The organism is Acidobacteriota bacterium (assembly GCA_035529075.1).
Taxonomy (GTDB): Bacteria; Zixibacteria; MSB-5A5; order GN15; family FEB-12; genus DATKXK01.
The window spans coordinates 50,832-63,989 of sequence record DATKXK010000015.1; the positions used below are offsets into that span (position 1 = coordinate 50,832).

General features: G+C 60.7%; 10 protein-coding genes and 1 tRNA gene. 6 read left to right on the forward strand and 5 right to left on the reverse strand.

Features of this window, described 5'->3' with window-relative positions; genetic code table 11:
• Window positions 1–87 precede the first annotated feature (87 nt).
• Window positions 88–158: transfer RNA gene (locus tag VMY05_09935), tRNA-Gln, on the forward strand.
• Window positions 159–236: 78 nt separating this feature from the next.
• Here the strand turns inward: VMY05_09935 and VMY05_09940 are convergent.
• On the reverse strand, window positions 237–1,187 hold the full coding sequence (locus VMY05_09940; protein ID HUV31395.1) for a methyltransferase domain-containing protein: 951 nt from the start codon (window positions 1,185–1,187) through the stop codon (window positions 237–239).
• Window positions 1,188–1,437: 250 nt separating this feature from the next.
• On the opposite strand from VMY05_09940, the gene VMY05_09945 reads away from it, so the two are divergent.
• The gene (locus VMY05_09945; GenBank protein ID HUV31396.1) at window positions 1,438–2,664 is read left to right on the forward strand and encodes a DUF362 domain-containing protein; all 1,227 of its coding nucleotides are present in this window, start codon (window positions 1,438–1,440) and stop codon (window positions 2,662–2,664) included.
• A 24-nt stretch (window positions 2,665–2,688) separates the two neighbouring features.
• On the forward strand, window positions 2,689–3,564 hold the full coding sequence (locus VMY05_09950) for a DUF6599 family protein (protein ID HUV31397.1): 876 nt from the start codon (window positions 2,689–2,691) through the stop codon (window positions 3,562–3,564).
• Between the two features lie 24 nt (window positions 3,565–3,588).
• Here VMY05_09950 and amrB read toward each other — a convergent pair whose 3' ends face one another.
• Entirely contained in the window at window positions 3,589–5,088 is a 1,500-nt protein-coding gene (gene amrB / locus VMY05_09955) for an AmmeMemoRadiSam system protein B (protein HUV31398.1), read from the reverse strand.
• A gap of 95 nt (window positions 5,089–5,183) precedes the next feature.
• Between amrB and VMY05_09960 the strand changes: the two genes are divergently transcribed.
• The 3 genes from VMY05_09960 to VMY05_09970 are packed head-to-tail and all read left to right on the forward strand — an operon-like array spanning window position 5,184 to window position 9,382.
• Window positions 5,184–6,104: a DUF362 domain-containing protein gene (locus VMY05_09960; protein ID HUV31399.1), complete on the forward strand. Its 921-nt coding sequence runs from the start codon at window positions 5,184–5,186 to the stop codon at window positions 6,102–6,104.
• The gene (amrS, locus tag VMY05_09965; GenBank protein HUV31400.1) at window positions 6,104–7,243 is read left to right on the forward strand and encodes an AmmeMemoRadiSam system radical SAM enzyme; all 1,140 of its coding nucleotides are present in this window, start codon (window positions 6,104–6,106) and stop codon (window positions 7,241–7,243) included. Before VMY05_09960 ends, amrS begins: the two co-directional genes overlap by 1 nt.
• Complete coding sequence (locus VMY05_09970) at window positions 7,244–9,382, forward strand: hypothetical protein (GenBank protein ID HUV31401.1); 2,139 nt, start codon at window positions 7,244–7,246, stop codon at window positions 9,380–9,382.
• A gap of 10 nt (window positions 9,383–9,392) precedes the next feature.
• Here the strand turns inward: VMY05_09970 and VMY05_09975 are convergent, their stop codons facing one another.
• The 3 genes from VMY05_09975 to VMY05_09985 are packed head-to-tail and all read right to left on the reverse strand — an operon-like array spanning window position 9,393 to window position 12,935.
• Entirely contained in the window at window positions 9,393–10,289 is an 897-nt protein-coding gene (locus tag VMY05_09975) for a DUF6599 family protein (GenBank protein ID HUV31402.1), read from the reverse strand.
• Window positions 10,282–11,982: a 4Fe-4S dicluster domain-containing protein gene (locus tag VMY05_09980; protein HUV31403.1), complete on the reverse strand. Its 1,701-nt coding sequence runs from the start codon at window positions 11,980–11,982 to the stop codon at window positions 10,282–10,284. The genes VMY05_09975 and VMY05_09980 overlap by 8 nt, the downstream gene beginning before the upstream one ends.
• The gene (locus VMY05_09985) at window positions 11,982–12,935 is read right to left on the reverse strand and encodes a DUF362 domain-containing protein (GenBank protein HUV31404.1); all 954 of its coding nucleotides are present in this window, start codon (window positions 12,933–12,935) and stop codon (window positions 11,982–11,984) included. Before VMY05_09985 ends, VMY05_09980 begins: the two co-directional genes overlap by 1 nt.
• Window positions 12,936–13,158: the final 223 nt, after the last annotated feature.

The window sequence follows — 13,158 nt, forward strand, 5'->3', positions numbered from 1 at the left end:
GGCGCTTGACTCGCGCGGCCGATTGTATATATTGGGCACCGCCGCAGAGTAAAGGCCTGCGGCAGCCTGCCGATATGACGTGAGTACTGGGAGATCGTCCAATGGTAGGACATACGGCTCTGGACCGTAGAATCGGGGTTCGAATCCCTGTCTCCCAGCTTTTTCATGCCCTGCATACGGGGGAGAGTGCTTCTCTTTTGTGAACGCACGATTGCGGGATACGGAAAGCTCGCGGCTTATTGCCTGCTCGTCCCGTCAGGTTTCCTCGCCTTGATTACGTAAACGTCGCCTGAGGCGCACGCGAAGTAGGTCCCGTCGTCGATCTGTTGCCGGAACACTTCCAGAACTTCACTCTCCGCTTTCTCATACTGTGCGAATTCAGCCGGGTCGCCGTCGGCCTCGAGGAATTCCTGCCTCGCTCGGTCAATCCAGGCCGTGCGGCGTGGCTCGTCCAGCCACTGTTTTCTGACGTTGTCCAGCGCGTCCTGCTGATGAGGCCCCCCGTAGGGCGGATCCAGGAAATGGACGCGGTCGTTAAGGCGCACGTCGATGTCCACAAGCCCCAACTCGCTCATCATCCTCGGGACCCTGGGGCCTATGGCGTTATCCCCGTGGCCGCGTGCAATCCTCCCGCGGTGGCAGGTGAGGGCGACTTTGGCCCGCAGCAGTTGATCCTCGATATCCAACTCCGGCAGCGAGGAATAGTGCTGCGAGAGCATATAGCGGACGTTGTCCGATTCTATACAGGTAATGAGTCCACCCGGCCCGGTCACTCTGATCATCTCGGACAGGGCGCGTCGGGGATCTTCGAGGTGCATCAGGACGGCCTGGCACATGACCCAGTCGGCGAAGTCATCTTCAAAGGGTAACTCGTAAGCGTTACCGGCGACGAACGAGGTTTCTCCGGCGTCGGCCCACGTCTTTGCGGACCGCGCGGCGTCCCGCAGCAAGGCCGGTGATCTGTCGACGCCCACGTACCGCCCGCCTTTCCCGAAATATGGCCAGAAGGTGTAACCGAGATACCCCAGGCCACAGCCGACGTCGACGGCGGTGATTCCGTGGCCCAGGCCGAACCAGGCGGCCAGTTTGTCGATAGTGTCATCCAGCCACATGGACTTGCGCTGGAAAACCAGCATTTCCTTCCAGCATTCGTCCGACCAGTCAATCCCCTGTGCTTTTTTCTTCATGACGCGGATTCCTCCCGGTAGTGACAACCTACGGCGGCTCCGGGTGCGACGCGAGGCTTTTTTGCCGCCGACCACGCCGAGAACTCCCCTGCGGCCGGTTCGCCGATGAAGACCCGGCCCTGGTCTTCGTTTCCGCACTTGAAGATTGCAATTCTTCCAGAAGTGTGTAATTTGTCCCCAAGAGAATGGTGATCATCGAGAAGCATCTCACGTCGAGATGTTTCCGCTTCTGCTGCGGAGGAGACCCGTTATGGCACCCTGTCGTTACCGTTCAATGAACACCAGGCTTCACGTAAACCGCCGGGATTTTCTCAAGGCCGGCGGCGTCGTTGGCGCCGGTCTGATGCTGGGCAACCCGTCCCTGTGGGCACAGGACAAAGAAAAGAACGGGGAAACGGAGAGACCCAGGACGAATATCGACGAGGCGATGAAGGTCCCGCGAACCCCGCTATCGCTGCCCGGCTGTCTTCCCGGCAAAGTGGTCGAGGTGTACGATGAACAGGCGATCGCCGACGGCCGGCCGGTCTCGGAGCGCGTTGCGAACATGTTTCAGCGGGGATTGCAGGAACTGACCGGAAAGAGTCCCGCCGACAGTTTCAACCTCTTCTTTGAGGCCGGTGATACGGTTGGTATCAAGGTCAATCCCGTGGGTGCCGGCCTGATCAGCACGCGGCTGGAGGTTGTCGATGCCGTCGTTGCCTGGCTGGAGGACAACGGCATCCCGCGCGGGAATATCGTCATCTGGGACCGCTACGATTACATGCTCAAGGAAGCGGGTTTTACCGAAGAACGGTATCCGGGGATCGGCATAGAAGGATTGCAGACCGCGGACGAGGAGGCCATCGGCGGCGAAGCAAAGGACGACAGCCGCTGGCTGGACGACGAAGGCAGGCACGTCAGCGTCGGCAACTTCGACATGGACGTGTACTACTGGGCCGATATCGAGGGGCCGAAAGACAAGCCCTACCTGAATCAGCACGTTTTCAACGGCAAGTATTCCTACTTCGGCAAGCTGCTCACGAAGAAGCTGACCAAGATCATAAACGTCCCCGTCTGCAAGAACACCGGGGGCGGCATCTCCGTGGCTGCCAAGAATCTCGGTTACGGCGCGGTCTGCAACACCGGCAGGCTTCACCGCGGGCTGTTCTTTGACGTGTGCACGGAAGTCATGGCCTTTTCGGCGATTCGCGATAAGCTGGTCATGAACGTCGCGGATGGATTGGTGGCGCAGTACGACGGCGGGCCGATGCCCGCCGCTCAGTTTACGTACCAGTTCAAGACGCTGTTTTTCGCCACCGATCCTTTTGCGCTGGACATGATTTGCCACAATATAATGGTGGAGAAGCGCAAGAGCATGAAGATCAAGGTAAACGAGCACCCCGTCTTCACTGACTATCTTCGCTACGCCCAACGGCTCGGACTGGGTGTGGTCGACCCGGAAAGGACGCACCACGCTCGTGTGGATATGTCCGCCTGACGCGCGGGCGCCCGGAGTATCGTTATGAGAACAGTATTAGTTGCAGCCGCCGTCCTGCTGGCCGCGGGCGGCATCGCGGCGGAGATCGTATATCCCGGCGATGATTTCGTGCCCGGGTGGAAGACGGCGGGACAAACGCTTCGCTTCGTCAAGAACGACCTCTACGGGTACATCGACGGCGGCGCAGAGTTGTTTCACGAGTACGGGTTTGAAGACCTGCTGGTGCAGCACTACGTCAGGGGCGAGGATGAGATCAGTCTGGAAGTGTATCGAATGGCAAGTCCGGAATCGGCGCTCGGTATATACCTGATCAGGTGCGGAACGGAAACCCCCGTCCAGGGCGTGCCGGTAAGGAACTCCGGAGGCTGGTCGCAGATTGCGGCTGTAAAGGGCGGTTGCTTCATTCAGGTCAACAATTTCATGGGTGACGAAGACCTCCTCCCCGTGATGGTCGAGCTGGTCAGCCGGGCAGCGACGTCCGTACCGGAAGCTGAACCCGTTCTGTTGTTAGACAGTCTGCCCCGGGAAGGCCTTGTCCCCGGAACGGAGTTGATCGTCAGGGGCCCTTACAGTCTTCAGATGATGCTCACGTTCGGCAAGGGGGACGTGCTCGAACTGGGTTCGGAGATATTCGGTGTGGCCGGTGATTACCGGGATTCCGCCGGTGTCGTTTTCACCCGGATCGTCATTCCCTATCCGAACGCCGGGACGGCCCGGCACGCATTCGAGAGCCTGGTGGCTAACCTGGACCCGTACCTCACGGTAGAGGACGCGTGGCAGGACGGATTTACATTCAGAGACTATCAGGACAAGTTCGGCGAGGCCACGGTCGCCGAAAACGTGATCTCCATCCGCATTCACCTTCCGGCGACACCGGCACGGCCGGTCTTACAACGGTGATATGCAGTGCCCGCGACGGCGACGTCATTCCTCGAAGATAACGGCCTGGAATTTCTCGATGACGGCTCCCGGCGACTGGTACGCTTCAGCAGGCAGTCCGGCCTTTCTGCACGTCTGCCTCAGGAATTCCGTTCTGTCCCAGCCGTAGTCCGTTGCGACCTGGGGAAGCAGCAGTCCGCGATTACCCCCCATGGAGATCATGAGCCCGTCGCGCCCAACCTGAATCTCCTCCAGGGACTCAACCCGTTGCAAGGGTGTCAAAACCGATATTTCCAGGTGCAGGTCGGCCAGTTCCGAGGCCTGGACCAGAGGAAATCTTGGGTCGGCGACGGCCGCCTTGACGGCACATTCCGAAACCGTCCGGTACAGCGGGGTGCTGGCGACCGTGTACCCGATGCATCCTCTCAACTGTCCCTGTTTCTCGAGCGTGACGAATGCGGCGCCCGGTTGCGCCAGAATGCCGCTGACCTCGAATGTCGGCAGATTGCCGTCTTGCAGGTAACTCTCGATGGACTGCCGTGCGATCCTCAGCAGCGTTGTCTTGTCGCTGTCAGACAACATGGCCGTCGGGATTTGTCCTCTTTCTGCATCCGGGGAGTCTGGAAGTGTCGCCTCTGATCCCTGCCCGACCCTGGCCTTATAGATCGCGGCCGCCACGTATCCCACGACCGACCCCTTGTCCCCTGAGACATCGCCGGAATCACCGTAGCGCAGAATTTTCACGCTGTTGGCGCCCCGGGCCACGGCCGCTTTTATAACGGCCACGGTCGGGCCGCCGCCGCACATCTCCACTCTGCCGCTTTTGAGGTGATTCTCAAGGCCGCGGGCATCCAGGCGCATCAGGCAGTCGATGCCGAGGGAATCCATTTTCCACCCCTCGTCGGCCGCTCGGTAGTGTTGCCAGTCCGTTGACGCGATCATGACGGTCCGGCCGCCGGGACTGAGTTTCACCATCGCCGCGGCCAAAAGCCTGGCCGTGGGTGGATCGGGCCGCCCCATGATTGCCGGCACGATTTCGAATTCTTTGAGCACTGTCTGAAGGTACGGGAGTTGGACCTCAAGGCAATGTTCAGCCTCGTGCGCCTGTGGTGATTCGGCAATCAGCGGATCGAAATCTATGAGTTCTTTGCAGAGACGGTCATCGCACGGAACCGTGCCGAGGGGCGTTTTCCATGCCACACCCGGGCCGTAGACTGAAACCCCCTCAAACCGCAGTCGGTGCGAGGGTCCGCAGAGGATGACGTTCTCGACGCCCGAATCTTCCAGCAGCTTGTAACTGTATGCCGCGATGGGCCCGGAATAGATCAGGCCGGCGTGGGGTACGATCAGCGCTATGAGCTCGCCGTCGATCGACGCCGAGTCGCCGACCGCCGAAAGGTGATCTCCCACCATTGCCGCCAGCGCGGCGCTGTCGGCGGGATAGAAGGTGCCGGCTACGGCCGGTTCCCTGACGGTTGAGTTAGCTGCGCTGGCGCAGAACAGACCAAGTAAAAGGAAACCTGCAAGGGGAACGGCCCTGCTCATTCTATGACCTCCTCGGGTATAATCGGCCAACCGACCGCGCGGCGGCGTCGGGAAAACCGGTGTCGCTGGTTGCGAGTTTCTCGTATAATTAGTATATGAGTCGTGTCGTTGTCGTCAAGTCTAATGGTAAGCCCACGGGAAACGGATTTGGTCGACAGGAATACGTTGCCCTGCTTTCGGCCGGTCTTGGGTGGCTTTCCGGTGAGAACGAGGTGCGGGCGGCGCTGCGCAAATACCTGCCCTCAGGCACGATCGGTATGAAAACGAACTGCCTGGTCGGCAGGCGCAATTCGACGCCGGTGGCGCTGGTTGATGCGCTGTCCCAGCTGCTGACCGGCGCCGGGTTTGACGAAAATGACCTGGTCGTGTGGGATCGGACCAACCGGGAACTGGCCGGGGCCGACTTCCCGCTCAACGCGGCTTCCAGGGGCCGGCGGTGCCTGGGCACGGACACAAACGGGGCCGGGTACAGTGAAGAATTCTACAGTTTTGGAGAAGTCAATTCTCTGGTTACTCGCATTCTTACGGACATGGTCGACCACAACGTCAATCTGCCGGTGCTCAAGGACCATTCCATAGCGGGTCTTTCGGCCGGGCTGAAGAACATGTACGGTGCGATACACAACCCGAACAAGTACCACGGCAACAACTGCGATCCCTACTGTGCCCACGTCTCCAACCTTTCGCCCATCCGGCAGAAGAACCGGCTGACCGTACTCGACGCCGTCCGGGTCCAGTATGATCGCGGTCCCGGTTTTGTCGGCAGGCATATGTACTCTTACAACGGCGTAGTGATCTCTGATGACCCGGTGGCTGCCGACCGGGTGGGGCTGGAGATTCTGGAGCGTATCCGCGCTATCAACGGTCTGCCTTCCCTCGAGAAGGCCGGGCGGCCCGTGAAATACCTCGGTTCGGCCGAAGCGACAGGGCTCGGGACGGCCGACCTGTCGCGTATAGATCTGAACGTGGTGCTGGTTGACGCCGACGGGCGCCGTCGGCCGGGAGAACTGTTCTGATGCAACGACGGTCATTCCTTCGCTGCCTTGGCTGTGGCGCCCTGGCCACCGCCGCCTGCCAGACGGAACTGCTGCCTGAATACCTGGGCGGCATACAGAATGCGTACGCCTTTGACACGGCCGGGCAACTGTCGTCGGTGGAGGCACGCTACTACAAGAAGCTTGAAGGCGGCGGAATTGAATGTCACGTCTGCCCCAGGCATTGCCTCGTGACCGACCTCGAGCGGGGTTACTGCGGCGTCAGAGAGAATCGATCCGATGTATACTACACCCTTGTATACGGCCTGCCGTGTGCGCTGAACATCGATCCCATAGAGAAAAAGCCCCTGTTCCATTTTCACCCCGGTACGACGGCGCTGTCGCTGGCCACGGCCGGCTGCAACGTAAACTGCAAATTCTGCCAGAACTGGGAAATTTCACAGTCACGTCCCGAACAGACTGACAACCTCGACGTCTCCCCGCAGGCTCTTGTCGACATATGCAAACAGAGGCAGATTCCGACCATGGCGTACACTTACTCCGAGCCGGTCGTTTTCTACGAGTACATGTACGACACGGCCGAACGGGGGCACCGTGATTCCGTGAAGTCCGTCATGATCACCGGGGGCTTCATCGAAGAGGAGCCGCTTGCGAATCTCCTGTTACAGCTGGACGCGATTAAAGTGGATCTCAAGGCGATGCGGGAGGCGTATTACCAGAACGTGGTCGGGGGCGAACTGAAGCCGGTCCTGGACCGGCTCATCCAGATCAGGAAATCAGGCGTATGGCTCGAAATAGTCTACCTGGTCGTGCCGACCCTTAACGACACCGAAGCTGAGTTTCGAGACCTCGCCCGCTGGGTCAAGACGTATCTGGGGCCGGACGTGCCGGTTCATTTTTCCCGGTTCTATCCCCAGTACCTGCTGAAGAATCTTCCGCCGACCCCCCAAAGGACGCTGGAAAAGGCCCACGAGATCTGTCGCGGCGAGGGCCTGGAGTTTGTGTATCTGGGTAACCTGCGCGGACATCCTGCCGAATCGACGTACTGCCCGGCGTGCGGGCAGGTTGTGATCGGACGCCAGGGGTACCGTATCCATACATACCGATTGACCGGAAACCGCTGTCAAAAGTGCGACCGGGAGATTCCCGGGCTGTTCTGAATGAATCGTAAGGCCTTTCTGCTCGGGTTCTACGCGACTGGCGGCCAGGTGCTGCTTCTGCGCGAGCTGGTCTCCTCTCTCAACGGCGACGAACTGTTCATTGGCACGGCCCTTTTCGGCTGGCTGGTCTGGGTGGCCATTGGCGCCTACCTCGGGGGCAGGGCGGTCAGCGGACCCGGATCAAATGCGCTGTTTTCAGCCGCCATCCTTGTCCTGCCGATAACGGTCGTTCTCACGCGGCTGTCGCCAATGGTCACCACCGGCCTTATCGGTCAAATCATTCCCTTCAGCACGGCGGCGGTGGTGTCGGGCATGATGATGCTGCCGACCGGATTCATCGCCGGATGGCTGTTCCCGTCGATAACCCGGGAGGACCGCAAGGCCGCCCAGTCGATCGTGCGAGTCTACCTGTTTGAGGGCATAGGTGCCTTTGCCGCCGGGCTTATCATTGCCGTTCTCGTCGGCAGGGTGGTCGCGACGTTGGGGATGTCGGTGATTCTCGTGGCGATCGTTGGAGGCGGCCTGGCTCTGCCGCGACGGAGCCAAAGACGACGCGGGATCATTGCCGGCGCGGGCGTCATCGCGGCCGTCCTGCTGATCACGCCCTACGCAGCGTCCCATGCCGACGCGTACCTGGAAGGCGTCAAGAACGCCTCCTACCACGTGGAGCACTCGTTCGACACCCATTACAGTCACCAGGCGATCCTGTCCCGTGACGGCAGCCTTGTCCTGTTGACCGATAACACCGTTGAAGCGGTCTATCCCAATCTGGAGTCGGCCGAGAATATGTTAATCCCGCCGCTGGCCTACAACCCCGGCGCGCGCCGGGTTCTTTTTGTGGGACGGTCCGAATTCGGGGTGGCTCAACTGGCGGACAGCGTGCGCGGACTGTCGCTTACGACCGTAGATCCCCGGCACCTGCTGACCGAGGCGCTGAGCGATCTGCTGCCGGTATCGCCGGCTGTCCGGCAGATCGAGAACGACCCGGTGGCGCTTTTCTCGCGAGCGTCCGGCTCACCGAAGTATGATATCATGATTGTCAATCCCGGCGAGCTTGACATCTACCGGAACAGCCGCCTGGTCACGCCGAGATTCCTCAGGGCCGCCCGGTCATTCCTGCAACCCGACGGCATCTTGTACCTGCCCACGCGTTTCGATACCGACCGGTATATCTCGGCCGACGCGAAAGTGCTGCTTTCCGTCATCCACAACGTCCTGCGCAGTTCGTTTGAATACGTGACTATGTGGCCGGGAACCATGACCCTGTTTTTCGCCAGCGACGCGCCGCTGGCGGACCTTACTTACGATTCGGTGAGCACCCGGCTGTCCGGTCTGGGGTATTCACCACAGTACATAAGCGATAACTATCTGGTTGATCGGCTGGACGAGACTAAGGTGCAGCGCCTGCGTGAGGCGGTGCAGCAGTCAGACGCCATAAACAGCATGGAGCGGCCGGTGCTGCCACAGTATCAGGCGTGGTATCGGGCCAAAGCAAACAGCCTCGACAGGGGGCTGTTTTCGCTCATTCTCAGGAAGCCGGCCTGGGTCGTTGCCCTCCCGGCGGCAATTGTTCTGCTGCTGGTGGTTACGATGACCGGCAGGGGAAGAAGGCGGCGGTTCGGGCTGTTTCTGTATTTTACTGCGGGCGTCGTATCCCTTTCACTGGAGCTGGTTTCGTTTTACGTCTTTCAGTCTTCGGCCGGTTCTCTTTACGCGGAGATGGCCGCGTTGATTGGTGTCTTCATGCTGGGGCTGGCCCTCGGCACGTACTTCACGGTGCGAACGGTCGGTCGGGGTGCCGAGTACTGTGCCCTGTTGATGTTCCTTGCCGCGGCGATCGTGTTCCTTCTCACTTACGGTTCCGTACATCCGCAGATGGTCTTTCCGTATCATCTGCTGTTCCTGTTTGTGAGTGCGCTGGCCACGGGGTGCCTGTTTGTGGCGGCCACGCGCCGTTTCTACGACGGGAGCGCGGCTGAGAACCGGGGCTCCGGGTACGCCTTCGAACTGCTGGGCTCAGCTGTGGGGGCTCTGTGTGCCGTTACTATCCTGCTCCCGGTCATCGGGTTGCAGTGGCTGCTTCTTTCACTGATTGCCCTGCTCGTGGCGGCCCTGATTGGCAGCCTGGCCACTTCATAATGCAGACCGACTACGGCAGCGTACTCAGCCAGAGACTCAGAAACTCCCGGTGAGGCTCGCTGTAGCCCACCATTCCCACTACCCTGCCACCGCGCAGACCGCCGATGACTGCGCCACCGGAACCGTCATCGGTGCCAAAAGCCGTGCCGTTCTCGAACACGAAGGTGCCGGAAGTCGAGTCACGTAACCCCATCTCGTCAAGTCTGGCCTGCCACCGGGAGAGCGCGTCACCGGACATCGTCCCGGATACGAACAGCATGACCGTGTCACCGGCCAGAAAGAAGCGCCGCGTATAGATACCGGCAAGAAACTCGCGACCGAGAAAGGATTGGACGAAGTACTGATCGCCGGCAACAACCGTGCTGTCGGCCGGGAACAGCGAAAAGGCCTCAGGTGGCAGGGTGGTCCCGGGGACGCGCGGCTCGATCTCCTGCGCCGCCTGCATCAGGGCGCGCGCGGTTTCCTCGGATTCGTCGTAACCGGTCAGGGCCACCAGGAACTCACCCTTCACGAACTGAAGGTTGGCCGTGGAAACGATGCCCTCCACGCCGAGCGAGACCAGGTTGGGGGAATCGGGCCGCGCGAGCGAGTACAGCCCGTACGCATCCGTGGCGTTGTCGAATCGAAAGATCTCCACGACGATGGCTGTGTTGTCATCCCCGTATTCGGCTGTGGCGACCTCCTGGAAATTGTACGACAGAAACAGTTCGGCTCCGCCGTCGATGTATTCCCAGAGCGTAGAGTCCGTAAAGACGCTGACTTCCGAGGACCTGGCCAACCGGCCTTCGGCCACCGTATCGGGCAGAAGATCGGCGGAGTGGACGATCCCGGCCTGTTTTGCACCGTCGCCGCACGTGACGGACAAGAGGACGAGTACGCTCAGCAGCGACACGGCAGTTTTACTCATAATCCCGGCTCCTGTTAGCGGTCCGCGGTTTGGCTTTTCGGCGTCGAAGCAGAATCTGGTTTCGGGCCGAACGTGATTCGCCCACCGAGGTCATGTAGACGGCTGGTCGATCAATGACGGGGCAGGCGTATTCACACGCTCCGCAGCCCGTGCACAATTCCGGGTCAACGTATGGCCGCTTGACCCTGACCTCTTTTCCCCGGCTGTCATATGCGATTTCGTCCCGGAGATAAACGGACTTGGGAGAGGTCGGGCACCACTCTTCGCAGACGATGCACGGCGTAGCCATGGCCCACGGCAGGCACCGCCCGCGGTCAATAAACGCGGTGCCTATACGGTTGGGCGGCGTGTCCTGGTCACCGACCTTTTCGACCAGCGAAAGCTCGGCGATAGCGCCGGTCGGGCACACCTGGCCGCAGAGCGTGCAACTGGGCTCACAGTAGCCGATCCTTGCAATCAGGACGGGGGTCCATATGCCCTCCAGGCCGGCCTCGAACAGGGTGGGATGCAGGGCGTTGTTCGGGCACACGCGCATGCACTGGCCGCACCTTATACAGCGGCCGAAGAAATCGTCTTCCGGTGCTGCGCCCGGGGGACGGATCAAGCGGGGGTTGCTGTTGACCTCGAAGGCATCGCCGGACCGGAAAAGCGGAAACAGTACCAGCCCGCCGGCCACGGAGGCGGCAAATTTCCGCCGCGTAACGTCCACTTTGGGTGTCCCGGCGGGATTGGCCTGCGTACTGACCTGCTCGGGGAAGAACCTGAATCTCAGGGCGTTGCTCGGGCATTCCGCCTGGCAGTTCAGGCACAGGTGGCATTCGGTTTGCCGCCAGGGGGAGCCTATCTCCGGGTCGTCCGCCCCCTGGCAGGAAAGAAGGCACTTGTGACACTGGTCGCACCCTGATTCGACCTTCTCCAGGCCGAATATGGCGAACCTGGAAAAGACGCCAAGGAGCGCCCCCAGCGGGCATATCCCACGGCACCAGAAACGGGTGAAAACTCTGTTGAGGGCCAGGATGACAATGAAGAAAAGGCCGATGGATACGACCGTGTGAAAGTAGTTCTGGCGAAAAGGCAGCAGAGCCCAAGCTGTAAGTTCATAGACGGACCGCGCCCCGGTAGTAAGCGGTGGCAGGCCGATGGTTCCGACCCATTCAACCAGGCGCAGGGCCCCGGTATGGATAACCGGCAGAACGAACGTTCCGATGGAGCGCGCCAGCAACGACAGCGGGTCGAGCAGACCCACCTGCAGCGTGCCCGCCGTCGCCGCGGCCAGAAAGGCGAACAGGATATAGTACTTGAGACGCTGGTATTTCTTGTATCGGTTTGACTCAATCTTGCGAGCGCCGCGTCTGCGGGGTCTCTCGGACCGGATCTCGGAAATCCAGTGGTTGACCGAACCCAGCGGGCATACCCAGCCGCAAAAGAAACGCCCGAGGAAGATCGTGGGGATCAGGACGACGAGCGACCACAGCAGGCCCTTATACACGGTCCCGCTGGAAAGCAGGGTGGCGATCGCCACCAGGGGGTCGAACTCCAGGGCGATTGAAACCGGGTAGGGCAGACGGATCTCCGTGATGTCGGCGGGGCGAAAACTCACCTCGAAGGTGGTCTTGAGCACGAGCCAGAAGAATACTGCGAAGAACACTACTTGCGAGATGCGCCGAAGGTTTCTGACAGTACGGACGTGCATCAGACGATCTCTTTGTATCCGATGGACCGGTAATCGACCGTGCCCAGCCCGGATTGCTCGCCCAGGACGATGTGGCCGACGCGGTCGCCCTGAAGGCCGAGGAATTCCGCCGCCCGCGCGTCAGCCGCCACGGGATCGGTCGAACATATGACCGTGTCCTCCCGTGCCACGTAGTCAAGCGACCCTCCCTGCGGGCCGCCCCGCAACAGGACCCGGGTGGCATCGACCACGGTAAGCGTGGGGCGGCAGAAACTGACAAGGTCGACTATAGACTGGTCTATGTGCTGGTGCAACTGGTTGCGTCGTCCTCCGAGTATGCCGTACAGGTTCTTCATGCCGACAGTACACTGACACATCGAGTGCTGCTTGGTGATAGGCATGTTGATCAGCCTGTCCGTCTCTACGAAGTATTGCAGCACGGGCCAGGCCGTCAGGATTTTCCCGCCCAGATCCATTGTCACGAAATCGGCGGGTCTCGGGAGCATGACGCGGGCGCCGGCTTTCTCAGCGGCATCTCTTATGCCTGACCGGAGAAAGCAGCGGCGCGAGTCGTTGCAGCTTACGTCGGTGACTATCACTTCGGCGGCGCCGGCAGCCAGACAAATCCTGGTCATTTCAGCCACCAGTACGGGATTGGTATTGGCAGCCTGGGCCGCCGTTCTGTCCCACCCGATGTTGGGCTTTATCGTCACCCGCTCGCCCGCAGTAACAAACCGTTGGATGCCGCCCACGGCGTCGAGGGCAGCGTGAAGGGCAGCCGCCGGATCGTTATGCCGGGCCAGCGCAACCTGCGGCAGGGACGGGTCCGGGGGCACCTCGAAGTTGCTGACCTTGGTCATGACCGGCTGATAAGAAGCGGTCTGGCGGTTGTGAAAGAGAACACCGGTCCCGCCGGTCACCGCCGCCAGGGCCAGGGCCTGACCGGATTTCTTGAGGAATTCTCGTCGCTGCATACTGTTCCCGAACAAATGGCACCGAACGCTCGAATATATGGAATGCCCACGCGTCAGACAAGGTGTGTTGATATTCAACAGCGCGTGGCGGCATTCCTTAAGGGCCGCTTTTTTGCCCGGTGTCCGCGGCCGACGGCGGCAATCCGAGCAGAAATCGGCGCGGCCGACAGCCCGGGGCTTTCGCTTTCCGGTCGGAAATAGCGGGATGGCAGGGGCGGGCAAG